The sequence below is a fragment of the Rhodococcus sp. 14-2470-1a genome, from assembly GCF_002259425.1.
Taxonomy (GTDB): domain Bacteria; phylum Actinomycetota; class Actinomycetes; order Mycobacteriales; family Mycobacteriaceae; genus Rhodococcoides; species Rhodococcoides fascians_E.
In genome coordinates, this window is record NZ_NPFZ01000029.1 from 84,631 (window position 1) to 109,172 (window position 24,542).

Here is a 24,542-nt window from a genome sequence, read left to right on the forward strand (position 1 = left end):
CCGGCCTAGCTGTGCGCGGTGACGATGGGATCGAGAACCAGACCGAACGCGCGCAGCACGCCGAGTAGTTCACGGTGGCCGAACGCCTGGCAACTCGACGCGAAGCCCGTTGCTCGGGGCGGTGCCTGAAGTAGATGCGACGCTGCGTACGCGTTGAGCAACGCCGTCTGCTTGTAGTTGCAGTTGCCGTGGATCACGGTGTGCACCCGTCCGAGGGGTCCGGATGCGTAGACCGAATCCAACGAGGTGTTGATCCGTGGATTCTCTCGCGGCGGAGTCTCGCTACGTACGGACGCCGATATGGTGTCGATGATCTGGTACTTCTCGGCATCGGACTTTCCATCCATCTGCTCGAGCGCCGCAGCGATGATCTGGGGGACCCCGAGCATGAGCGGTCGATTGATGACGCCGCCGAGTGCGCGTGCCTTGGCTACGCGGGGATCGTTCTTGAACCACACCGGATGTGACGTTCCGCCCCACGGCAAGGCAAGGCCGAGATCGTGCTGCCCGGGGACCACCACCTGGTAGATACCGTCCTCGGCGGGCCATTCCACGTATTCGTTCTGCTCGAGGAAGTACGCCTTGGAGAATGCGGCGTTGGTGAGGATCGTGTTGGTCGATGCGACGGTGGGATGCCCCTTCCAGAACACCTGGATGTCGAGCGTGTCCAGCCCCGGTGTCTCGAGGCAGATGTTCGCCGCGATCTCGCCGATGCTGTACATCTGCGCCAATCCTGGTGTGAGAACGAGGTTTCGTTCGGCGAACGCCGCGCCGTATTTTTTCTCGACGTCGATCATCCAGTCCTGTTCGCCGTTGGTGTCCGTGTAATGAGCCCCGATCTCCAGGCTTGCCTCGACCACTGCGTGACCCCATCTGGAGAACGGGCCTACGGTGTTCAGTACTACCTCGGCTCCGCGAAAAGCCTCCACCAGTGCATCTTTGGAATGTTCGACCTCCGCGATGTCGTGCTCGACGGTATCGATTCCGGGGACGGCATCCACGATGGCCTCGACCCGCGCGTGATCGCGTCCTGCCGCGAGAAACGGAATGTTGTACTCGCGCAGATACTCACAGATCAGGCGGCCGGTGTACCCGGACGCTCCGTACACGACTACACGCTTGTCGGTTGGCATGGCAGTAGGTCCTCTCGTCATCGGCCGAGCGCACAGGAGTCGGCCACGGTGGGATCGAGATCGGGGTGAACGAGGCCGCCGACGCACGTGGCCGCATCGAGGAGCGCGCCAAGAACAAGTTCGAGGCCAAGCGGACCGAGCTGGCGCAAGCAACGTTGCACACCCTCGCCGAGTTGGGATATGCGCGCACCTCTCTGCGAGAGATCGCCCTCAACTCCGAGTACTCGCACGGCGTGCTGCACTACTACTTCTCGGACAAACTCGACCTGATCACGCACGCCGTTCGCCAGTACGAAGCCATCTGCGTCACCCGGTACGACGAAGTGGTCGAGGCCGCCGAGAGCGACGAACAGCTGCTCACCGGATTCCGCACCATGTATTTCGACACACTGGAGTCGGACGCATTGGTACATCGACTGTGGTACGACCTGCGCAATCAGAGTCTGTTCGACAGTTCGTTCCGGGACGACGTACTCGAGATCGAGGGCCGACGCGAGGAGATGATCTGGCGCGTCGTGAGCAGGTTCTGCGCGCTCAGAGGAACGGAGCCGGCGCTGGACAGCGGGGCTGCGTACATCCTGCTCGACGGAATCTTTCAGCGGGCACTGCTCGATCGGTTCGCCGGTAACGAGCGGAGGGTCGACGTGGCCCGACGCATGATCCTCGACGCATTCGAGATGATGGATTCAGGAAAAACGGTTCACGGCCGCTGATATTCTCTGCGGGTACGGTGATGGACCTTCGCGCCGTACGGATGCCGAAATCCCATCAGGAGCACCCATGCCCCACCGATACCGGGTGCGCGAGATAGCCCAGCAGGCCGAACTCAGCGAAGCCACCGTCGATCGAGTGTTGAACAAGCGTCCAGGCGTTCGTGAATCGACCAAGGACGCGGTCGAGAAGGCCATCGCAGACCTCGACAATCAACGAGCTCAGCTGCGAGTCGCCGGACGCAAGTTCATGTTCGACGTGGTCATGTCCGCTCCCAATCGATTCTCGGGTGCCGTCAAACGCGCGATCGAGGCCGAACTACCGGCTCTCGAACCTGCGTTGGTCCGAGCTCGATTCCACTTGCAGGAGCACGGATCCGTCGGCTCGCTCGTCGAGCGGTTGGACCGGATCGCTGCCGGGTCGTCCCACGGAGTCATCGTGAAGGCTCCCGCCGTTCCGGAGATCGTCGACGCGATCGACCGCGTCGTGGCGGCCGGAATACCTGTCGTCACCCACGTCACCGACGTGCCGGGGAGCCGACGGGTCGGCTACGTCGGGATCGACAATCGTGCAGCGGGGGAGACGGCCGCGTACTTGGTCACCAAAATGCTGGGCGAGACCCCCGGCGACGTGCTGATCACCCTGAGCAGCAACTCCTACCGCGGTGAGGAAGAACGAGAGATCGGATTCAGAAGCGCCATGCGCCGGATCTCCGGAACCGGCGACAACCGTCCGCGGTCGGTGGTGGAGATCGCGGAGAACGACGGGCTCGATTCGCGCGTCGAGACTTTGGTTCTCGATGCGCTGGAACGTAACCCGAACATCGTCGCCGTCTACTCGTGCGGCGGGGGGAACTCCGCGATAGTGCGTGCGTTCGACAAGCTCGGCCGCGACTGTTCGGTGTTCGTGGCCCACGACCTGGACGCCGACAACCGTGAATTGCTGTACCGGCATCGGATCACCGTCGTGCTCGATCACGACCTGCGCGCAGACGCGAATCGAGCATGCCGAATGCTGATGCACGCGCAAGGCGCGCTGGCGCCGGTGTCCGCCAAGTCGTCGGCGATTCGCGTGCTCACCCCGTTCAACATGTTCTGACTACTCGACGAAGGCGCGTGCGGTGTCGATCGCTCGTTTCAGAGCGAGATCGAGGGGAGTGGAACGGAATTCGGTCGAGAGGATCTCCGTACCCCACGTACCGGTGTAGCCGATGTCGCGCAGGACCCCGACCAGTCCGGTGAGATCGAACGTGCCGTCGCCGCAGAGCCGACGATTGTCCATCGTGTCGGACAGCAACGTACCCACCACCTCTGCATCGGCGTCGTCCAGTTCGATCCCGAACACGACATCCGACGTCAGCGAGTCGCGCAGCTCGTCCAACGTCGTGCCCGCCCGAAACACGTGCCACGCGTCGACGATGATCCCGCAATCGGGGTGACCAGTGGATCGGGCGAGATCGGCCCCGGCAGGGATGGTCGAGACGATCGAGAACGGCATCGGTTCGATCGCGATCCGCGTTCCGTGTTCTGCGGCCTGGCGAGTGAGTTCCAGCAGTGGTTCGGTGTACGGAGCGAGGTCGCGAGGTTCTGCGTTCTCCGATCCGATCTTGATGTGAGTCGGACCGAGCACGTCGGATGCGCGGAACAGCAAATCACGGACGGCGAAGGTGTTGCCGTCCTCGCCTCGCGGAATCCACCATTTCTCCAGCAATTCGATCTCGACGAACTTCAGCGGCGAATCGTCCAACATCGCTCGGAGAGTGTGCAATCCGACGCGGGCCTCGATCGCGGCCAGATCCGCCGCCACGATGCCCATCCCGGCGAAACCCGCGGACGCGACGGCGGCGATCCGTTCGGAGATGGGAATCGGGCTCACCGCGGGGGAGGCGTCGGGACGCACGTTGCCTGCGGACGTCCAGCACGCGGCGATCATGTCGGCGGAGACTCGGGGCGCATTGTCCGTGGACTTCACCGGCTCATCGGAGATCATCTGCTCATCGTCCCCGGGAACGCAGGTCTCGATCAACGGGCCGATCCATCAAATTCCCCTCGAGAAGCGCGTCCGTTGCTCGAGGGGATCTTGATGGTTTTTTTCGTTGATCGGCCACATCTGTCTTGGCAAGCTTGCATCCAGGAACGATCCCCCCCGAACTTCGAGGAACCTCATCATGACCAATGACATCCGGCAGACCCCGCGGACCGACAGGCTCAGCGAATCGGACTGCAACATCGACCAATTTCGTGAACTCGTCGCGCAGACCACCGAACTGGCGGATTACCCTCATGCGGCCGACGTCGCGTCGAACGTCCTGATCTACGACGCCGCCGCACTGACGGCGCAGGCCGCAGATGCGGACGCCCGCTCGGACATCCAGGACGAGCTCGCCGACGCTTTGCTGAACGGTCCGGGCATCGTGGTGTTCAAGAAGGCGTTCACGTCGGAGAACGCGCTTGCGGAGACGACGACGGAGTACCGGCGAATCATCGAGCAGCAGCACGCAACCGGCGTCGTCGGTGGCGATCACTTCGCCAAGCCGGGCGCCAACGACAGGATCTGGTCTGCGCTGCAGAAGCTGGCCTTGGTCCAGCCGGAGCTCTACGCCCGCTACTACTCCAACGACATTCTCGCTCTCGTCTCCGAGGCATGGCTCGGCCCGATGTATCAAGTCACCTCGGCGATCAACGTCGTCAATCCCGGTGGTGCGGCTCAGAACCCGCATCGCGACTACCACCTCGGCTTCATGTCGACGGACACCGCCGCGAAATTCCGTGCGCACGTCCATCGTCTGTCGCCCGCCCTCACCCTCCAGGGTGCAGTTGCTCACTGCGACATGCCGATCGAGAGCGGCCCGACGATGTACCTTCCCTACTCGCAGAAGTTCGAGGCCGGGTACATCGCGTTCAATCTGCCCGAGTTCCGGGAGTACTTCGCGGAGAACTACATTCAGCTTCCGTTGGAGGAGGGCGACGCCGTCTTCTTCAACCCGGCGCTGTTCCATGCGGCAGGTCACAACACGTCGACGGACATCTACCGCATGGCGAATCTGCTGCAGGTCTCCTCAGCGTTCGGCCGCGCACTGGACAGCGTCGACCGTGAAGCCATCGGATCGGCTCTGTACCCGACGTTGCTCGAGTGGACCGAGAGCGGCCGCACCCGTGACGTGGAGAACGTCATCGCTGCGTCGGCCGAAGGGTACGCGTTCCCGTCGAACCTCGATCTGGACCAGCCGTTGACGGGGTTGGCGGGCGAGACTCATGCCGAACTGGTCAAGCGAGCCGTCGACAGCCGGATGAGTGCCGCCGAGTTCGACGCCGCCGCCCGGGCCCTGTACGCACGCCACGAGGCCTGAGCACACCCAGCCGGAACACACGTCGGGCGTCCTCGGCTCCATGAACCGAGGACGCCCGACGTGGTGTGCTCTGAACCGAGACCGTCAGTCGTCGCCGCGGGGCGGCGGCTCGACGTCGACGCCACCGGACGAGTGCTCCGGACCTGCGTCCGGATGGCCTGCGGGAACGCGGCTACGTGACCGCGCGGCCTCGCTCTCGGAGGGAGCATCGTCGAACTTGCGACGCCATGCTTCCTCCGGTCGGTACGGTCCGGGCTTCGGCCGAGCCTTGCCACCCGGTAGCGCGAGACGCGCGATCGTGCGATGCACCATGGTCCACTGCTGGATGAGCGGTCCGGTGTTGTACGGGAGCTGGTACCGCTCGCAGATGTCCTTGATCTTGGGCGACACCTCGGAGTACCTGGTGCTCGGCATGTCCGGGTACAGATGGTGCTCGACCTGGTAACTCAGGTTGCCACTCATCAGGTGGAACAGCGGCCCGCCGTCGATGTTCGCGGCGCCGACCAACTGACGGACGTACCACCCGCCCCGTGTCTCGTTCTCCACTTCCTCCTGGCTGAAGGTGTAGGCCTGATCCGGGAAGTGACCGCAGAAGATGATGCCGTGCGACCATACGTTCCTGATGATGTTGGCGGTGAAGTTCGCGGCCAGGGTCGCCAGGAACGTGCTCTCGACGCCGCTGAACCGGGAGTCGAGGAAACCGGTCGTCCTCTTCGACTTTCCGAAGCGGGTGGAGCCACGGAGTTTCGCTGCGAGCCTCGACTTCTTGCTCTCGCGAAGGCGGCCGCCGCTCGCCAGCTGCGCCAGAGCGAATGCGCCTGCACTGATGGTCGGCCAGCCCACGTAGTCCTTGACGAACTGCCTGCGTGCTTTTCCTGCAATTCCTTTGAGGTCGCGGACCAGTTCCTTTACAGGCTTCTCGCCCCGGCGGATCGCTTCGATGTCCAGATCGTGCAGCGCGACTCCCCATTCGAAGAACGCCATCAGCAGAACGTTGTAGAACGGCTGCGCGAGATAGACGGGGTGCCATTTCTGGTTGGGGTCGATGCGCATGATCTCGTAACCGAGATCCTTGTCCTTGCCACGAATGTTCGTGTACGTGTGATGGACGTAGTTGTGCGAGTGCTTCCACGACTGGGCCGTCGACGCGGTGTCCCAGTCCCACACGGACGAATGGATCTCCGGATCGTTCATCCAGTCCCACTGACCGTGCATGACGTTGTGGCCGATCTCCATGTTCTCGAGAATCTTCGCGATCCCGAGGCACGCGGTACCTGCAACCCAGGCGGGCTTGCTGGTCGAGCCCAGAAGCAGAACTCTGCCGGCAACCAACAACTGCCGTTGAGCTGCGATGACGGACGTGATGTATTTGCGGTCCTTGGCGCCGAGGCTCGCGTACACCTCGTCGTGAATGGCGTCGAACTCCTTGGCGAGCTCGGCTATGGTCTCGTCGCTCAGATGCGCCAGAGGATTGACCGGTTCGGTCCTGCTCGGGTCGGTCCTGGTTGCGTCGTCGATCGTCATCTATGTCCTCCCAGAAGATGTCAAAGCTCGATTTCGATGTCGCCTTCCGCTGTGTTCACGCAGATGCGTACCGCTTGGCCGGTCGGTTCTGAGACGTCCCCGTTTCGAAGGTCCCGTATCCGTCCGGATTTCAGAGTTCCCACGCAGGTGTGGCAGATGCCGATCCTGCACCCGAAGGTGAGGTCGAGACCGGCGTCCTCACCGGCCGCGAGAATGGTCGTTCCACCGTCGCATTCGACCTTCTTCTGGCTGTTGGTGAATGCGACCACGCCGCCTTCACCTTCCTCCGCGTTCCCCCCGATGACCGGTTGGAAACTCTCGTGGTGGAATCTGTCGTAATCGCCCTGGTCTTTCCAGTAGGACTTCAGATCGTCCAGATGCTCACCCGGGCCGGAGCAGAATGCGTCACGTTCTCGCCAGTCGGGCACGAGTTCGTCCAGTTCGGTCGCCTTCATGCGGCCTTCGTCGCTGGTGATGCGCAGCTTCACGGCGAGGCCGTCGTGCTTGGCCTCCAGCTCGTCGAGGGTGTCCGCGAACATGAGCTGCTCGCGGGTGTGAACCGAGTGAACCACCACGATGTCTCGAACCTGGTCGTGATGGTCGAGGCTGCGCAGCATACTGATGATCGGCGTGATGCCGCTGCCCGCGCTGATGAAGACCATCTTCTCCGGCAGCGGGTCGGGAAGAGTGAACTCGCCCTCGACCTCACTGAGTCGAACGATGTCGCCTGTGCGGATGGTGCCGACGAGATACGGCGACACAGTCCCCTCGGGCACGAGTTTGGGACTTACGCTGACCAGACCGTCGACAGGGTCCGGGTCGGACGTCAAGGAATAGGCCCGCCAGTGGTAACGACCGTCGATGAGAACACCGAGCCGGACGTACTGTCCTGGCACGTGACCAGCCCATTCGAAGCCGGGACGAATGAAGACGGACACCGCCTCCGAGCCCTCCGGCGCGACGCGAACTACCTGCCCACGCAGTTCCCGCGTCGTCCACAACGGGTTGATCAACGCAAGATAGTCGTCCGGTCTCAACGGGTTGAACAGCATTCGAACCGCGCGAAGCGCTGTTCTTCGCACAAAAGATACCTGGGGCTTGGCCCCCCGCTCTGCCACACCTGAAACGTAACGCCAACACCGCGTCTGTGTCGGGAAACCGCAAAATGAGCCGAAATCAATTGTATTTCAAATTGTTTGGCTCATTTCGGGGGCATACGAATGCCCGGGCCCCCGCAGCCGATTACGCGAGTAACCGGTCCGGCCGGGGCTCAAACATCGTCGGTCAGCGCCAGCCCAGAGCGGGAGCGACGTCGCGGAGCAGAGCCTCCATGACATGTGCGCAGTAGTCCACGCCCAGCTGGTTGGGGACGGTGATCAACACGGTGTCGGCGGCCGCGATGGCCTCGTCGCCCGCCAGCTCCTCGATCAGCTGCTCGGGCTCGCCTGCGTACGACTTGCCGAAACGTGCGATGCCGCCGTCGATGTATCCGACCTGATCCTGGCCGTCGGCCTGACGTCCGAAGTAAGCCCGGTCGAGATCGCTGACAATGGGAAAGATGCTGCGGCTGACGGAAACTCGTGGTTGATGCGAATGGCCGGCGTCGGCCCAGGTCTTGCGGAACCGTTCGATCTGCTCGGCCTGCAACCGATGGAACGGAATGCCCGTGTCCTCGGTGAGTAGCGTCGAGCTCATCAGGTTCATACCCTGCCGTGCCGTCCACTCGGCAGTCTCGCGATTGCCCGCACCCCACCAGATGCGCTCGCGTAGTCCCGCGGAATGCGGCTCGAGGCGCAGCAGTCCCGGGGGGTTCGGGAACATCGGACGCGGATTCGGCTGCGCGAAACCTTTACCTTCCAGCAAGTCCAGGAAGACGCGGGTGTGCTCGCGCGCCATCTCGGCATGATCGGATCCTTCCTTCGGGGAGTACCCGAAGTACTTGTACCCCTCGATGACCTGCTCGGGCGATCCACGGCTGATGCCGAGCTGCAGTCTTCCTCCGGAGATCAGGTCCGCAGACCCTGCGTCCTCGGTCATGTAGAAGGGGTTCTCGTACCGCATGTCGATGACGCCGGTGCCGATCTCGATGGTGCTCGTCTTTGCTCCGATGGCGGCGAGAAGCGGAAACGGCGACGAAAGCTGGTTGGCGAAGTGATGGACGCGGTAGTACGCGCCGTCGGCACCCAACTCCTCGGCGGCGACCGCCAGATCGATCGATTGCAGCAGAACGTCGGAGGCCGAGCGTGTCTGCGACTGGGGCGACGGTGTCCAATGGCCGAAGGAAAGGAACCCGATCTTCTTCATTGTTGCTTCAACTGTTCGTCTGTCGCGACTATTCCGCGTCCAGGTCGACGGTGCAGGAGAACACGCGTTCCTGCCCCGGGGGTATCACCAGACTCGCCGGTCCGGCGCCCAGCTCTCCGTTCGACGTCTCCGGAGCGGGCAGCCCCGCCCACGGTTCCAGACACACGAAACCCGCACGCGACGGCGGAGACCACACCGCGAATTGCTCGAAACCGGCCCACGTCAGCGTCAACGTTCCCGTCGCTTCGGACTTGTATGTGGCCTCGGTCCCCGCGACGCGCTCGAACACCACGGCACCTGCGTCGAACAGTGTGTCGGAGAGGGCCAAGGTTCGCCCCGACAGCGGAGACGGCTGGGACTCGGGCAGCGGGACACCGTCGACGACGCGGTGGACACGGTCCGACTGAGCCTCCGCGAACACGACGGAGCTGGCTTCACGTGCAGCCGGTTCGGTGGGCCACAGAAACGCCGTGTGCAGCCCTAAGGACGCGGGCATGATCCGCGAACCGGTGTTGACGATGCTGTAGTCGGACCTCAGTTCGCTGCCGCGCACACGGTGACGGACCAGCAGCGCGAAATCGAACGGGTAATGACGGCGAGTGCGATCGTCGGAGACGAGCTCGAATTCGCACGTGTCGTCGGACGACGCGGTGAGTGTGAATGCCATGTCTCGGGCGAACCCGTGCTGCGGCATCGGATACGCCACCCCGTCGACGGTGACCGAATCACCGGGCGATCTGCCGATGCACGGGAACAGGATCGGGGCGTGCCGACGCCACTGCGGACCCGCGTCCCACAACAATTCTCGCCCGGACGGTGTTCGTACGGACACCAACTCCGCGCCCACCGACGCGACGGTCACGGTCCAGCCGTCTCCGGTCAGTGTCGCGCCGCGCGGACCCGAGGAAGACGGCGGCTGCGACTCCGGTGTCGTGGGTACCATCGTCCGAACGTAGCAGCAGGTGAGAGACTGTGCCGATGGATGTGCGTGTGAAGAACAACGTGAGGGTCACCGGGGTTCCCGACGGCCCGACCGTCGTGCTCGCGCACGGATTCGGATGCGACCAGCATCTGTGGCGCGGCGTGACCGCGCTGTTGGCCTCCACCTGCCGCGTCGTGTTGTTCGATCACGTCGGGGCGGGCGGATCGGACCTGGCCGCATGGAACGAGGAGGACTACTCCGGACTCGACGCGTACGCAGCGGACGTCGTCGATCTTCTCGTCGATCTGGATTTCGGTCCCGTCGTGTACGTCGGCCACTCCGTCGCGTCGATGATCGGGGTGCTCGCCGCATCCGAGCGCCCGGAACTCTTCGACAAGCTGGTCCTGGTCACGCCGTCACCGCGCTACATCGACGACGATTACTACCAGGGCGGCTTCACCCGAGGCGACATCGACGAACTACTCGAATCGCTCGATGCGAACTACCTCGGTTGGTCCGCAGCGATCGCACCGATGATCATGCACAACCCCGATCGTCCCGAACTGGCGGCCGAACTCACCGACACGTTCTGTCGGACGGATCCATCCTGTGCCCGGTCGTTCGCCCGCGCGACGTTCCTCTCCGACAACCGAACCGACCTCGGGCGCGTCGTGACCCCCACGCTCGTCGTCGAGTGCGAGCACGACGCGTTGGCGCCGCGAGAGGTCGGCCGCTTCGTCCACGACAACATCGTCGGCAGTGAGCTGATCACGTTGAACGCCAGTGGACACTGTCCGCACGTCAGTCATCCCGACCTGACGGCCGCCGCGATACTGTCCTTCGTCGGCCGCACGTGAGCGACGTCGATCCGCTCCTCGTCGAATCCGCGGAGGATCTGTACGAGAACGCACCGTGCGGTTACCTCTCGACGTGGCCGGACGGCCGCATCGCCAAGGTCAACTCAACGCTGACCAGGTGGCTCGGATTCGAGCGCGAGGAACTGCTCGGTCTGCGCTTCACCGAGTTGTTGACGGCGGGAGGTCGGATCCATTACGAGACGCACTTCGTGCCGCTGCTGTTCACCCGCGGAACGGTGGACAGCGTCGCGCTCGACCTCGTAGCCCGTGACGGCGAGCGCCACCCGATGTTCGTGACGGCGAACGTCGGTCGCGGACCCGACGGGCTGCCTGCTCTGGTTCGTATCACCGCTCTCGATGCCGGCGAGCGGCGGGCGTACGAGCGGGAACTGGTCGCCGAACGCCGGCGTGCCGAGCTCGAGCGCGAGCGCGTCGAGGTGCTCGCACGCACACTGCAACGCTCGCTGCTGCCGCCTGCGCTGTCACCACCCGCAGGCGTCGACTCCGCCGCGTACTACCACTTCGCGTCGCAGGACGACGTCGGAGGCGATTTCTACGATCTGTTCCCGCTGTCCGGCGACCGATGGGGATTCTTCCTCGGTGACGTGTGTGGAAAAGGTCCGGACGCCGCCGTCGTCACATCGGCGACGCGGTACTCGCTGCGCACGGCGGCGGTGTACGCCCAGGACCCGGTCGAGGTGTTGCACAACCTCAATTCGCTTCTGCTCCACGAATTCGGGCACGAGGACTCGCGATTCTGCACCGTGATCTTCGGCGTGATGACCGTGCGCGAAGGCGGGCTCGACGTCGAACTCGCCAGCGGCGGGCACCCACCTGCGCTGCTGATGCGAGCGGACGGCACCGCGAGCTATCTCGACACCACCGGCGGCCAGCTGGTCGGCATCCTCCCCGCGCCGCGGTTCGTGTCGCTGCGCGTGCAGTTACTGCCGGGGGACACACTCGTGCTGTACACGGACGGCCTGACCGAGGCTCGGACCGGAGTGGGACGGAAACGCTACGACGACGAGGGCGCACTGCTGGAGTTCGCCACCTCCCGATCGCCCGCGTCACCCCTCGACTTCGTCGACGATCTCCGAGAGCTGTTGACGGGCTTCGGCGAAGGGCTGTCCGACGACACCGCGATACTGTCCTTCGGGTTGCCGCCGAAGCCCCTGGCGTAGCGGCATCAACCGCCGCAGTTGTTCGGCGGCGGAGTGCCTGCAGCACGTCCGTCGAGCCATTGTGCCGGTAGTGCACCGAGATTCAGGATGCCGTGGCCCTGGTTGGCTGCAACCTGCAGTTCGATGACATCGCCCATGGCGCATCCCCGGCGGACGGCATCGATCGTCCACTGCGGTGCCACGAGCTGATCCTGGTCACCGTAACCGACGAACATCGGCTGGGGCGCGGGCCCTTTCGGAATGCTGTACTCGGCGAGCCACGTCCGTAACCGGTCCGCTGCCTGCGGGGACACGGGAGCGTAGTCGGCGGGAACTACGGAGTCGGCCAGGGTGGACTGCAGTGCGGAATTCTCGCCGACGCAGGTGAGGAACGTGTCGCTTCTGCGCTCGAGCACCCCGTGCAGGTAGTCGCTCGTCTCGAGTTCGGGATGTTTGGCCGCGATACCGCTCAGGATGGACGGTAGCGCCGCGATCTGGGCGGTGGTCAAGGTGCCGTTCTGCATCTCGTCCACCAGCCCGGTCAGGTCGGTGGCGGGGGACATGCTCACCGTGCCGAGCAATCGGAGGCCCTCGCCGTAGTCGTCGGACAGTTCGTTGGCCGACCACACGGCCTGCCCTCCCTGGGACACCCCGTACCCCACCCAGTCTGTGGAGCTCTCCGGCAGCACCTCCCGCGCCGCACGCACTGCATCGATGATGTTGTATCCGGCCGTCGTCGGCTCCAGGTACGGGTGCACTTCCGAGGTGCCGAGGCCCTGGTAGTCGGTCATCGTGACGGCATACCCGTTGGACAGGAACGGAATGATCGTCGTGAGGCTGCCCAGCAGGCCGATACGGGTCGACGGGGCGCATCGACTGTTCACCCCGGTCGTTGCATGTCCGATGGACGCTATCGGCCACCCGCCCTCGGGCGGAGTTCCCTTGGGCGCGAACACTACTCCCGTGACCTCGGTGGGGGAGCCGTCTATACCGGACGTGGAGGCGTAACGCACCGACACCGACGTGCCGGTCAGGTCCGCCAGTGCGGGATACCCCAGGAACTCGACCGGCTCGGCCAGCAACCGACCCGGTGACCCGTCCGTCGCCGTGGCGTCGTCGTTCGGTGCGTCACCGGACGAGCTCGAACACCCCGCCAGTGCAAGGACGCCGACGAGTGCAGCGGCGATTGCTCGTGCTCGGAGCGCTCCACGGATCATCGGTCATCACTTCGGTTCGGCCTGCAGAGTCCCGACGGGGTCGTCGCACATCCGACGCAGAGCGGATTCGATCACCGCGGGGTCGATCATCTTGTCGCAGAACGACGCAGTGAACGTACGCCCGTTGTCGATCTCCGACACCAGCAGAGTGGCACCGTCGGGCCCGTCCGGTTCGAGGAACGCGGCCAGGCGCGGCGGCCGCTCGTCGCGAATCCACAGTCCGTCGTCGAACATGGTCAGTTTGCCGAGATCGCTGACTGCGAGGCGGATGCGGTCGTTCACCTCGATCGAGGGTTCGGTCGACGCGTGCGCGGCCGGAGCCGAGCGCTTCAGAGCGGCTTTGATCTGAGACATCCCCAGAATCGCTATGGGCCAACCTGAATCGATCACCTGCCGCATCAGGGCCGCGATGTCCGTGGCGCTCGGCGACGGAGGAATCCGAACGGGAATACCGACGGCGAAGTTGCCGTGGCCGTCCTGAAGTTTCGGCGGCAGGTAGCGACGGCTGTTGAAGAGGATCATCACCGACTCGTCGACGGTCACGCCCTCTGCCTCCAGTGCGGCAATCCACAACGCGATGGTGACCGACGCGGTCGTCGCCTTGCCCGGTTGGGTGGACGCCCACTTCTTCAGTTGGGCAACACGATCCGGGGCCATGAAGTCCGCTCGCGACGTCTTGCCGGACTCCCAGTCCTCGATGCGTTTGGTGGCACCCGCTACCAGGCGAGGCGGCTTCTTGTTCTGTTTGCGCAGACGCCAGAAATCTCGGAGTGCTGCAGGACGTGACAAGTAATGGTGGCGAATCGCCGTCCACGTGGTGTTGCTCGGCAAGCCTTTGGCGAGAGCCGGGGCGCGGCCAAAATCGATGTTTCCGCCCAGAGTGGCGAGCAACAGCACACCCATCTGACCGTCACCGACGCCGTGCGAGTAGTCCACCGCGATGTAGTCGCCGGCGATGACCACCTCCAGTGGCTCCCGAACGCCCGGGCGACGCCGGATCACGCCCATCAGGTGGCCCAGGTCGTGACTGTCCTCGGCGGGTAGGTGCGCGATCGGGGTCCGCTCGCCCAGGTTTCGACGGTAGCGCCACTGGACGGCGTGAGTGTCCGGTTCCACTGCGAGCCGAGGAGTCGCCGTGCTCTGTTCTGCCACGGTCAGGGCCTTGCGGATGGCGTCCTCGTCCAACGTCACGCACGGGCCGATGACGGCAATGGTGCGGGCTTCGGCGAACACTCGATCCATCGCGGTGGATCGATACGTTGTCGTGCGGTCAGACGATGTCATCGAGGACCCCCTGCATCTTGGCGCGGAAGTTGGCCCGGGAGAACCCTTCCGCCCAGGCCCGGATCTCGTGCCGGTCGAACGCCGACGGATCGAACGACGACATCGCCGCGGCGAACCCGTCGACCACCTCCTCGTCGGAACCGGATGCGACGAGTCGACCGGACACTCCGGGGACGACCGTGTCGAGCGCGCCGCCCTCACCGAGAGCGATCACCGGAGTGCCCGTCGCCATCGTCTCCACCGGAACGATCCCGAAATCTTCCACACCGGGCATCAGCAGGCCGCGAGCGCGGCGATGAAGCCCGAGCAGGTCTTCGTGCGACACACGACCGAGGAACGTGGTGTTGGGCCCGGCGAGCTCTCGGCATGCGTTCATCGCGCGACCGTCGCCCGCAACCACGAGTTTGATGTTGGCCGCCGCGGCGGCCTTCACCGCGATGTCCGGCCGTTTGTAGGGCACGAGACGGCCCGCCAGCAGAAAGAAATCCTCGCGCTCGACCGACGCGTCGGGTGTGAATCCCTCGGTGTCGACGGGGGGATGAACGACCACGGCGTCGTCGCGTCCCCACCAGTTGGAGATCCGATCGGCGACCGCGGACGAGTTGGCCACCACGGTGCGGAGCTTCGGGGCGGCAGCGATCTCGCACTTGCGCGCGACAGCGGACAACGCGGTGAGAATCGCGGCACCTGCCTTGCCGCCGCCCTCGCCCGCGCGCAGCGCTGGATCCCACGCCCATCGCGCCGGACTGTGCACGTACGCAACGACGGGTGCGTCGGTGGCGAACACAGCCTGCGTCGCGAACGCGTGGTGGCTGACGATGGCAGCGTCGATGTCGCCGAGTTTCAAGTGCCGAAACGCCGTGGGCATCAGCGGGAGCAGCGGGGCGTAGGAGCGCTCGCCGAGTGCCTTGTATCCCCTGTCGAGGAACGTCGTCTTCGGTGGGCGAGGCAGGTTCTTAGGAATGCCCTGTGCCCGTGCGACCGCGGCATACACCTGGGACTCGGGCCACTGCAGCGCGAGCTGTTCGATGACGTGTTCCGAACCTGCGATCTCGGTCAGTCGCTCGTGGACGATTGCAACCCGGTCAGTTGTCATCGCTCGGGGCCTCCGCATTCTGTGGCTCGGCAGACTTCTTGCGTCGTTTGCTACTGGCTTGTTGCAGCACGAGATACGTGGGTACGGCGAACTCGTGCAGGCGGCGAAGTGCGTGCTCAGCGGCCTTCCTGTCCTTGCCGCCCTTCGAGAGAATCACCACGGCACTCTCGACGTCCGCGACATCGACGACCGTCCACCACTCGCTCGCCAGACCTCCCTCGATGAACGCACGCCCGTCCTGGGGCGGTACCGCCTCGGCGACCGCGTATCCGGCGATCGGGGTGGTGCTGCCTGCGTTGGACTCGGCGTCCTGGCCGATGAGGATGACGGCCTCGTAGCCGTCGCGTCCGGGAGCGGAATGCCGCGCCGAACCCGACGTGCGGGGCCCCCCGCGCTCGCGTGCTGCAATTCTGCCGACCACCGACGGAGGCAGCGCATCTCCGCCCTGAGGATCGAAACTGGCACGGTACTTCTTGGCGACCCGGCTTGCCCACGCCCGCGTCGGCCGCGATCCGATTCTGCTGCGCAGCAGCACGATCAGCTCTGCAGCGATGACCAATGCCGCGAGCGCGGCAACCGACGCCTCCGAGAACGGCTTGGGGGAGACCGGGGTATCGCCTTGTTCGGGAGTCGACAGAACGACGAGCTGATCACCACCGCCGCTCTGTACCTGTGCCAGCTGGCCTCGAAGATCACTCAGAGTGGCGTTCGATGCAGTCTTGGCGTCCCCGTCCGGAAGCGCGTTGTTCCGCGCTTCTTCCGCAGCCACCGCTGCTTGGAGCTGTTCGAGCTGGCTCTGGGTGTCGCGTGCACTGTTCGCGTTGGCGGCCTGCGCAACCGTCGAGACCGTCGACTGGGTCAACTGGAGGGCTAGTTCCGGTGACGGCGCCGTGACGGTGAAGACCAGCAGAGCAGGCGAGGTGCCGGGCTCGAGTGCCAGGTTGGACGCGAGCGTGCCCGCGGTCCAGTCCGTGTCCACCTCCGAAACCACTTGTTCGAGCACGTCGTTGTCCGACGCGAGACCGATGAAGGGTGCTCGCATCTGCTCGATGAACGCATCACCGGGCACCAGAGCTTGCGCAGGTTTGATTTCGGTGACGATCGATGCCGAGTACTGCTTCTCGCTCAACTCGGTTCGGGCGAAGAACACCGCAGCGCCCACCAGCAAGCCGATGACGAGCGCGGGAAGGAAAGCACGACCGAGTTCTCTCATGTGCCCGGCGAGGTCGATCGGCGGCGGCACGTCGCTACGGTGCACTGGATCGTTCACGGATGCCAACCGAAGCTCCTTTGATCGCCTACATGGGCAGAGATTCCTTCACTCGAATGTGAAGACCGGACAGGTGCGATGATACCCAAACCGCCTCTCGGTGCTTCGGTACGCCCGAAGTGGCGCGTGAACGGAAGCTTTGCGAAAATCACTGCCGCGAAACGGGATTGCAGTTCTTTCGGGCGGCAAGAAGCAGTCGAAGTCGCGGTTTCGACCGGCGAGAACCGGACGGATTCTGGTTCGAGAGTCCGTGGCCGAACGAAGCCCGAGACCCGCGTCATGCGATCAGAGCCTCGAGCAACGCGGGCATCGTGATGGAGATGTTGTGTTCGGCGCCGACTTTCGCGCGGGCGCGAGCCCCGAGCGTGGCCCGGCGCGTCCCGTCCGACAACACGTCCTGAACCGCCCGCGACAACGCCGTCGGGTCACCGGGGGGAACCAGAACACCTGCACCGTCGCGCAGGAACTCGGTCGGCCCACCGTGATCGGTTGCGATCACGGGCAGTCCATGCGACATCGCTTCCAGCACGGCCAGCGGACCGGCCTCGGGGAGAACGCTCGTCGACACCACCACATCCCATCGCCGAAGCGCATCGTCGAGCTTCACATGGCCGAGAAACCTGACCCGGCCGGACAGATCCGGTTCGCTTGCGCGCTCGCGCAGTTCGGCGACGTAGGTCTCGTCGCTGGGAAAACTGCCTCCGGCGAGTTCGACCTCCACCCCAGGGGTCAGCGCCAGCGCGTCGAGGAGTACCCGGTGTCCCTTCCACGGAGTCAGCAGCGCAAGCATGCCGACGACAGGAGGTGTGCCGACACTCTCGCGGCCGAAATCCTCGACGGGCCAGGGCACGCCGTACGGTACGAGTTCGACGTCGAGACCGGCAGCGCGGACGGGAGCGGCGGCCGCTTCGGTGCACGCCACTGCTCTGCGTACGACACCGCGCCCGAGCCTCGTCACCGCGCGTTGCCGCCCGCTCGCCATCACGTCGTGGACGAGCCACGACGCACCGCGAGGTGGGCGTGCGATGCGGGTAGCCGGCAGTGCGAAAAGGGAATTCACGACGGTCGCCGTCCCCGCTCCTCGCACCAGGGGGCGCAGGGTTCGTCCCGCCGACCACCAGCGGGCCAGCATCTGGCCGGCCGCCATCACCCGTGCGACGCCCCGCTGCCCACCGAGCCCCAGTTCCGGGATGGTCACGTGCCGAACGCCGTCGGGAAGTGCTGTCGCCAACGCGCCTCCGGGACTGGCCACCACGACGGTGTGTCCCGTTTCCGACGCGCGATCGACGAGCGCGAGCAGCATCTTCTCCGCTCCGGACACCTGTCCGGTGTGGGCGACGAACACAACGGTGGACGTGTCGGTCATCGTTTCTCCGCTCGGTGTCGGCCGCCGGCCCGCGGTGTGGCCGCGCCGGGGGGAGTGTCCTTGCCCAAGGGTGATTCGACGAGTCCGAGTTTCGCGGCACCGAACACGATGACGACCAGCAGGAGCGCGAACGCGATGGACACCACGAGCCACAGGGATGGAAATGCCGAGACGGCAAGCGAACCGGCGAAGGACAACGCAGCCGCAAGGACCACGATCAGTGCGATGGGCCCCAGCGGGAGCAACGTCGACACCGGAACCGTTCGGGCAATGACGATCCACAGCAGCACGACGGTCGTTCCCAGCGTCGCGACGGTGGAGATGGCGGCTCCGTCGTAGGACATGCGCGGTATGAGAACGAGATTGAGCCCCACGTTGAGTGCGAGACCGAACAGCGCCACGACCGGGTAGTGGCGCTGCATGCCTGCCGACGCGAGGAGGAAGATTCCGAGAAGGATCAGCGACATCAGGGCAGCGCCGAGGACGAGAAGTCGAGCAGCGTCCGCGCCCGCCACGAAGCGCTCGCCGTAGAGAAGCTCGATCAGGTGGTCGGCCGACGGCCAGAACGCGACAACCGCCGCAGCTCCGAACAGCGCGAACAGAGTTGCTGCCGAACGTGTTCGCTTGCGGAACGTCGCGAGGTCGTCGGGCCACGCGGCGATGAGAAGGGTGCTGATGGGGGCGACCGCGGCCAGAATGATGGTGTCCATCATGTCCGAGAACTTGTAGCCGATCGAATACAGTCCGACCGCGTCGAACGTGTCGAGCAGGCTGAGCATCAGAACGTCGATCTTCAGCATCGCGATGGTCAGTGCGAAACCGATTGCCAGCGGTATCGCTTCGCGCAGGTACGGGCCCCACCGGTGCACATCGATGTGCCGGGACGGCCTCAACCCGAGCGATCGTCGCCTGATACCGATCGACTTCGACACCAGTTTGAAGATCTCGTTGATCACGGCAGGCAGCACGAACACGAGCAGCGTCGGCGCGAAGACCGCGGCGAGGATGGTCAATGCCAGCTGAAGAGCTTGGCCCAGACTCTCGGCGATGGCGACCATCAGCAGTCGGTGGCGACTCTGGAACAGAACCGACAGTGCATGACTCGGCGTGGCGAAGACGACGACCAGACCGCCCACCGCTGTCGCCAGAACGACCTCGGTGGGGTACCGGAGCACGAGTACGTATCCCACTGCGAGCACGTACCCGACCAGGCCGAGAACAGTGCGCAAGGCCAGGAACGACGATGCGGTCCTCGAAATCTCTTCCGGGCTGCCGTCCATCAAGCGTGCCAACACCACTCGGCCGACCCCGAGATCGGTGACGACGGACATCAGCCCCAGCAGGGCGAACACGAAACTGAACTGGCCCCAACCCTCGGGGCTGAGCGAACGGGCCACGATCACACTGCCGACCCAGCCCAGTCCCGCAATGACGACGCGGCTCATCAGGACCGCAGCGGTGGCTCGGGCAGCCGCTTTAGGGTCCGCAGCTATCGCACGGTAATCGGGCGGTTGTTCGGTACCCTCCAGCGAGGGGTCCTCGGTCACGAGACGATCCCCGCTTTTCGGTAGGCCTCGACCGTGCGCTGGGCCGTGCGTCGCCAGGTCAGGCCCGCGGAGACTGCCGCGGCGTTCGACACGAGGGCGGCGCGAGCATCGGCGTCGAACACGATGGGACGCATGGCGTCCGCCCAGTTGTCCACCCGCTCCGAGCCGAGAAGCACAGCACCGTCGCCGACGACGTCGGGCAGGGCGCCGACGGCACTGGCGACGACCGCCCCGCCGCAGGCCATCGCCTCGACGGGTGGAAGTCCGTACCCCTCGTAGCGTGAGGCGTAGGCGGTGACCGTGGCGGTGGCGTACAGAGCGGGCAGGTCCTCGACGTCGATGTATCCGAGACCGATCGACGACGTCGGAGCATTCGGCCCCTTCGATCCAGCGCCTGCCAGCACCGACGGGATGCCGAGTCGTTCGGCCGCGTCGGCGACAAGCTGCACGTTCTTGCGCGGTTCGACGGTGCCGACCTGGAGTACGAATCTCTCGGGAAGGGAGTACTTCTCGCGGACGGCGTCGAGGGCGGATTCCGCCGGCGGCGTCGCCCATGCTGCGGGCGCCAGTTCCGCGACGGCGGCTTCTCGGCCGCTGACCGCCTTGATGCGATCTGCGGTGAACTGCGACACCGCGATCAACAGATCGGCTTTCCGGAGCGCACGCCGGACGAGTTTCTGTTCACCGAACGCCCGGAACTTGCTGGACGCCGACGGCATGTCGATCACGGACAGGTCGTGGACGGTCGCCACGGTGGCTGCCTTGGTCACGAGAGGAAGGTCGACATCGAGGCCGTGGACGATATCGCAGTCACCGACGGGCAGTGCCCCCAGAACGGCACGCACCGCGCCGTCGGCCACACGGCGGGGGAGTGGGTGCACGTCACCCGGGAGTTCGGCCACGGCATCGCGTTGGACGACTGCCGCGAGATCTGCTGTGGGGAGCAGCGCCGGAATCTCGTTCAGTAACTCGCGGATGTAGGTCTGGACCCCGCTGCCGCCCGGCCGAAGGGCGAGCGCCCCGTAGACGATCCGGGGGTTGCTGCTGATTCGTGTTGCGCTGCTGCGCATCCCACCACTCCTAACAGAAGCCAGAAATAAACGTCGATCGGAAAAATTTCGAAATAGGTCGAGACGAGGCTCGCGAACATCGCCGCGACGATCGACGAACCGACACCGAGTGCAAGAGCGTCGTCGCCCTCGGGCAGAGATCTGGACAGGCGCGTGCACCACAACAGAGCCGTGACGAGAAGCGCAACGACCGCCCACAATCCGACAGGGCCGAGTTCCAGCGCAGATTTCACGTAGTAGTTGTCCGGCTGGTAGTTGGTGGACAGGCCGCTGAACGTCACACCCGAGGCGGTCGAAATACGGTCGGCTGCTGCACCGCTCGCACCGAGACCTTGACCGAACGGGTGGATCAGGATGCTCGCGATGATGTCGTTCCATCCGTCGCCGCGTTCGTTCAGACTGCTCGACGAGAAGAAGACGGACGAGATCTTGGGCACGAACGGAACGATCACTGCGACAGCTACACCGGATACGACCAGCGGCACGGCCAGGAAGCGAAAACGGATTGCAATGAGGTAGATCAGACCGACCAGCAAGCCGAGGATTGCGCCTCGGACGATCGAACTTGCCATTGCGACGACCATGATCGGTGTCATCCACAGGAACGCGGCGTTGCGACGGCGTGCCGGATCGGCCAGTGCGACGGCGCCGCCGACGAGCAGCGCCAGCATCACGTACAGGCCGAACGGGAACGGGAGGTTGAACGTGCTGAACGTTCGAAGCAGACCGCCGGAGGTTCTGACCTGTGTGCCGTACTCGTATCCGAGCGACACCAGAAAAGCCGGGCCGAGCACCAGTTGTGCGATGCCGACCAACGAGGTGAACACGCCCATCCCCATGAGCACGCTGACCAGATTGTCGCGGTCACGGGCGTCGAACGGGGAAAGCCAGAGGATCCCCACCAGCAGCATGTAGAAGAACGTCACCTTGATGGCCACGAATCCGATGAGCCCGAACGACACGAGCGCCGAGACGACTCCGAAGACGACGAACAAGGCGGCCGCGGGCCACCAGGGCATGGTCAGTGGCGGATGTGGGCGTGGTGTCGGTGTCCGTGGTCGCGGCCTGACCCGCCGCAACCACGCACAGCCGAGGGTGAACAGCACAAGGCCTTCCTTCCATCCGGACACGACGCCGGGGAGGGGAAGGATGGCCAGCAGGCCGTTGAGCGGCACGAATGCCGCGAGAAGCAGCAGGCCTCGCTGGGGGCGGTGCAGGATCGCCCGGGCAACGAACAGACCCACCCCCACCACCGCAACGGCGGCGAAGGCGATCGCGACGTACGCGATCACGGACGACCCGGGGCTCGTGAGTGTGGTTGGCCTGGAGCGATGTTCACACTCAGTCCTCGGCCCGCTTCAGCACGGCCAGAACGGTCAGGAACAGGATTTTGATGTCGAGCCAGATGGACCAGTTCTCGATGTAGTAGTTGTCCCACTCCGCACGGTCCGCGATGGACGTCTGTCCCCGGAGGCCGTGTACCTGTGCCCAGCCCGTGACACCGGCCTTCACTCGATGGCGCTCTCCGTAGCGACGGATCTGCATGGCGAACAGGTCCACGTACTCGGGCCGCTCGGGGCGCGGGCCGACGAGGCTCATGTCGCCGCGGATCACATTGAGCAGCTGTGGCAGTTCGTCGAGCGAGGTCTGCCGCATGATCTTGCCGATCTTGGTACGGCGATCCACGCCTTCCACGCCGCCCGGCGCAGCGCCCTCGACTCGCACGAACTCTGCATCGGACGCCCGTGGCGGACGCATGGACCGAAACTTCAGGCAGTCGAACGGAATTCCGTCACGTCCGATGCGTTCCTGAGCGAAGAAGATGGGGCCGGGCGAACTCAACCTCACCAGCAGCATGAGCAGCAGGAAGATCGGTGAGATCAGTAGCAGGCCGATGCTGGTCAGCACCCGGTCGGTGAGTCCCTTGAGGAGGAACTGCCATCCCTTGGGATCGACGTGAGGAAGAACCATGAGGGGGAGTCCGCCGATGTGCTCGACACGCGTCTTGAGTCCGACGGTGTCGAACAGACGCGGCACCACCCAGACTCGGATACCCAACTTGTGGGCGGACCTGACGGCAGCCACGAGCTCCTCGTGTTGAACGGAGGAGAACGCCACGATGACTTCCTCGGCGCCGGTCGTCTTGGCGATCATCTCGAACTGGCTCGGTGTGCCGAGGTAGGGAACGTCGATGAAGTCCGGCGCGGTGGGGTCCACCGGTGCCACCGGTGTCACGTCCACGAGACCGATGGGGTTCAGCCCGTACTCGGGGAACTGACGCATCCGCGCGACGAGCTGATGACCGATCGGTCCACCGCCGACGACGAGCGTCGGTGCCGCCGAGTTGTACTTCGCCCTGATGCGACGTTGGATGATCACGCGGATCAAGCGTCCTATTGCGATGGACACCGCTGCACAGATCCAGATGCGGACCATCAGTCCGCCGGGGCGGTACTCGGTGTCGACGACGATCATGATCGACAGCAGTGCAAGAGTCGCGAACGCGATGGCTGTCTCGACCGGGCCGATCTCGTCGAGGAAGTTCTTCCGGAGGCTCCGTCGGTACATTCCTCCGGCGCCGAGGAAAGCAATCACCAGAGGGATGAACAGCCAGGGCAGCCATCCCAACTCGGTGAGGCTTCCGGTTCGCCAGAGCACCCCCTCGATCACGGCGATGGTTGCGGCGATCACGTCGACCGAGATCGTCACCACCGTGTGCAGTGGATCGACGCGCAGTCGGTCCGTCAGGCTTCGCGGACGTGACTGGACCTCGCGCAGTGCGTCGGCAGTCGCCAAGGGTGATTCGAGAGTTTTAGACACGGGCCATTACTCCGTACGGGACCCAGTTCGTGTTCCAAGCACCGTCAAAGGCTATCTCAGACATTTGGCCCGAACCCCCTTTTGCTTTATCGATCGTGTTACGGAAAAGCGACCGATTTCCCGTTATCGATCGAAATACCGGGGTGAAAGTTCTGGATAGGCGTTCTCATCCGAATATTCGCTCGCGAACAATCCACGCGAGATCCTGAAGGGTTTGTTGATGGCCGATAGTCCATTGCCTGGGCTGTTCGTCCCAGACGCACAGAGTCCCCACCGTGTGGCCCTGGCCGTCGTCGAGAGGGATGCCCATGTAGGACACCGCGAGATTGCCGAGGACTGCCGGGTGATTCTTCAGTAGTTCGTGCAGACGGGCGTCCTCGACGACGAGTGGTTCACCGCCGTCGACGGTGTACTGGCAGATGCTCTGGTCGATCGGCAGCTGGCGCGCTTCCGCGAGCTCGGCCGGCAAACCGACTGCGCTCTTGTAGAACTGGCGCTTGTCGTCGATCAGGGAAATGGCCGCGGACGGGACCATCAAGGCGTCGGCGACCATGGATACCAGCCGGTCGTAACTGTCTTCCTTCGGTGTGTCCATCAGGCCCGTCTTCTCGACGGCCTTGACGCGGTCGCGGTTGTGCAACGGGCGATCGGACTCGGGCTGCTCCTCGTCCGAGGTCGGTACCTCGATCCGTGCGGCCTGCAGATGGCGCAGCAGTTGGCCGAGTTCGGAATCGTCGTCGGCGGTGAGTTCCTGAACCAGCCGCGTGACAACCGCGCGGCGCACATACGCTTCGACCGATTCCCCGGCTTTTTCCGCCTGTTGCGCGAGAATTTCGTGTAAGCGGTCGTCGAACCCGGAAACAACGTCTGTCATTTTCCCGATGGTAATGCAGTCGAACGAAGTCGGCGTAT

At 64.6% G+C, this 24,542-nt stretch carries 21 protein-coding genes; 5 read left to right on the plus strand and 16 right to left on the minus strand.

Going from position 1 to position 24,542, the window contains the following annotated elements; translation table 11 throughout:
• Positions 1 to 5 precede the first annotated feature (5 nt).
• Positions 6 to 1,133 carry a DUF5938 domain-containing protein gene (locus CH292_RS18045; protein ID WP_094655382.1) on the minus strand — a complete coding sequence of 376 codons (1,128 nt, stop codon included), beginning with the start codon at positions 1,131 to 1,133 and terminating at the stop codon, positions 6 to 8.
• A 65-nt stretch (positions 1,134 to 1,198) separates the two neighbouring features.
• Between CH292_RS18045 and CH292_RS18050 the strand changes: the two genes are divergently transcribed.
• The gene (locus CH292_RS18050; RefSeq protein WP_094655383.1) at positions 1,199 to 1,846 is read left to right on the plus strand and encodes a TetR/AcrR family transcriptional regulator; all 648 of its coding nucleotides are present in this window, start codon (positions 1,199 to 1,201) and stop codon (positions 1,844 to 1,846) included.
• A gap of 67 nt (positions 1,847 to 1,913) precedes the next feature.
• Positions 1,914 to 2,942, plus strand: coding sequence for a LacI family DNA-binding transcriptional regulator (locus CH292_RS18055; RefSeq protein ID WP_026347749.1), 1,029 nt, complete (start codon positions 1,914 to 1,916; stop codon positions 2,940 to 2,942).
• Here CH292_RS18055 and CH292_RS18060 read toward each other — a convergent pair whose 3' ends face one another.
• Positions 2,943 to 3,833 carry a sugar phosphate isomerase/epimerase gene (locus CH292_RS18060; protein ID WP_094655542.1) on the minus strand — a complete coding sequence of 297 codons (891 nt, stop codon included), beginning with the start codon at positions 3,831 to 3,833 and terminating at the stop codon, positions 2,943 to 2,945.
• A gap of 178 nt (positions 3,834 to 4,011) precedes the next feature.
• Between CH292_RS18060 and CH292_RS18065 the strand changes: the two genes are divergently transcribed.
• The gene (locus CH292_RS18065) at positions 4,012 to 5,193 is read left to right on the plus strand and encodes a phytanoyl-CoA dioxygenase family protein (RefSeq protein WP_094655384.1); all 1,182 of its coding nucleotides are present in this window, start codon (positions 4,012 to 4,014) and stop codon (positions 5,191 to 5,193) included.
• A gap of 84 nt (positions 5,194 to 5,277) precedes the next feature.
• On the opposite strand, the gene CH292_RS18070 is transcribed toward CH292_RS18065, so the two are convergent.
• The 4 genes from CH292_RS18070 to CH292_RS18085 all read right to left on the minus strand — a co-directional run bounded on the left by CH292_RS18070 (position 5,278) and on the right by CH292_RS18085 (position 9,964).
• Positions 5,278 to 6,717 (minus strand): acyl-CoA desaturase, encoded by a 1,440-nt coding sequence (locus tag CH292_RS18070; RefSeq protein WP_094655385.1) that lies wholly within the window; start codon positions 6,715 to 6,717, stop codon positions 5,278 to 5,280.
• 20 nt (positions 6,718 to 6,737) lie between these two features.
• Positions 6,738 to 7,835 (minus strand): ferredoxin reductase, encoded by a 1,098-nt coding sequence (locus CH292_RS18075; RefSeq protein ID WP_170949324.1) that lies wholly within the window; start codon positions 7,833 to 7,835, stop codon positions 6,738 to 6,740.
• Positions 7,836 to 8,001: 166 nt separating this feature from the next.
• Positions 8,002 to 9,021 carry an LLM class flavin-dependent oxidoreductase gene (locus CH292_RS18080; RefSeq protein ID WP_019664835.1) on the minus strand — a complete coding sequence of 340 codons (1,020 nt, stop codon included), beginning with the start codon at positions 9,019 to 9,021 and terminating at the stop codon, positions 8,002 to 8,004.
• 28 nt (positions 9,022 to 9,049) lie between these two features.
• On the minus strand, positions 9,050 to 9,964 hold the full coding sequence (locus tag CH292_RS18085) for an aldose 1-epimerase family protein (RefSeq protein WP_094655386.1): 915 nt from the start codon (positions 9,962 to 9,964) through the stop codon (positions 9,050 to 9,052).
• Positions 9,965 to 9,999: 35 nt separating this feature from the next.
• Between CH292_RS18085 and CH292_RS18090 the strand changes: the two genes are divergently transcribed.
• Positions 10,000 to 10,800 (plus strand): alpha/beta fold hydrolase, encoded by an 801-nt coding sequence (locus CH292_RS18090; RefSeq protein WP_094655387.1) that lies wholly within the window; start codon positions 10,000 to 10,002, stop codon positions 10,798 to 10,800.
• Entirely contained in the window at positions 10,797 to 11,981 is a 1,185-nt protein-coding gene (locus CH292_RS18095) for a PP2C family protein-serine/threonine phosphatase (protein WP_094655388.1), read from the plus strand. The genes CH292_RS18090 and CH292_RS18095 overlap by 4 nt, the downstream gene beginning before the upstream one ends.
• Before the next feature lie 5 nt (positions 11,982 to 11,986).
• Here CH292_RS18095 and CH292_RS18100 read toward each other — a convergent pair whose 3' ends face one another.
• From CH292_RS18100 to CH292_RS18145, 10 genes are all read right to left on the minus strand, one after another.
• Positions 11,987 to 13,177, minus strand: coding sequence for a lipase family protein (locus CH292_RS18100; RefSeq protein WP_094655389.1), 1,191 nt, complete (start codon positions 13,175 to 13,177; stop codon positions 11,987 to 11,989).
• Positions 13,178 to 13,183: 6 nt separating this feature from the next.
• Complete coding sequence (locus CH292_RS18105; protein ID WP_249277338.1) at positions 13,184 to 14,461, minus strand: hypothetical protein; 1,278 nt, start codon at positions 14,459 to 14,461, stop codon at positions 13,184 to 13,186.
• Entirely contained in the window at positions 14,448 to 15,557 is a 1,110-nt protein-coding gene (locus tag CH292_RS18110; protein WP_094655391.1) for a glycosyltransferase, read from the minus strand. The genes CH292_RS18105 and CH292_RS18110 overlap by 14 nt, the downstream gene beginning before the upstream one ends.
• Positions 15,547 to 16,827, minus strand: coding sequence for a hypothetical protein (locus tag CH292_RS18115; protein WP_256978332.1), 1,281 nt, complete (start codon positions 16,825 to 16,827; stop codon positions 15,547 to 15,549). The genes CH292_RS18110 and CH292_RS18115 overlap by 11 nt, the downstream gene beginning before the upstream one ends.
• A 277-nt stretch (positions 16,828 to 17,104) precedes the next feature.
• Positions 17,105 to 18,193: a glycosyltransferase family 4 protein gene (locus CH292_RS18120; RefSeq protein WP_020111729.1), complete on the minus strand. Its 1,089-nt coding sequence runs from the start codon at positions 18,191 to 18,193 to the stop codon at positions 17,105 to 17,107.
• Positions 18,190 to 19,740, minus strand: a complete 1,551-nt coding sequence (locus tag CH292_RS18125; RefSeq protein WP_033190401.1) for a flippase — start codon at positions 19,738 to 19,740, stop codon at positions 18,190 to 18,192. The genes CH292_RS18120 and CH292_RS18125 overlap by 4 nt, the downstream gene beginning before the upstream one ends.
• Positions 19,737 to 20,810, minus strand: a complete 1,074-nt coding sequence (locus CH292_RS18130; RefSeq protein ID WP_019664825.1) for a glycosyltransferase family 1 protein — start codon at positions 20,808 to 20,810, stop codon at positions 19,737 to 19,739. The genes CH292_RS18125 and CH292_RS18130 overlap by 4 nt, the downstream gene beginning before the upstream one ends.
• Positions 20,702 to 22,102: an O-antigen ligase gene (locus CH292_RS18135; protein ID WP_094655392.1), complete on the minus strand. Its 1,401-nt coding sequence runs from the start codon at positions 22,100 to 22,102 to the stop codon at positions 20,702 to 20,704. The genes CH292_RS18130 and CH292_RS18135 overlap by 109 nt, the downstream gene beginning before the upstream one ends.
• Before the next feature lie 49 nt (positions 22,103 to 22,151).
• On the minus strand, positions 22,152 to 23,606 hold the full coding sequence (locus CH292_RS18140; protein WP_094655393.1) for a sugar transferase: 1,455 nt from the start codon (positions 23,604 to 23,606) through the stop codon (positions 22,152 to 22,154).
• 190 nt (positions 23,607 to 23,796) lie between these two features.
• Entirely contained in the window at positions 23,797 to 24,504 is a 708-nt protein-coding gene (locus CH292_RS18145; protein WP_094655394.1) for a GAF domain-containing protein, read from the minus strand.
• Positions 24,505 to 24,542: the final 38 nt, after the last annotated feature.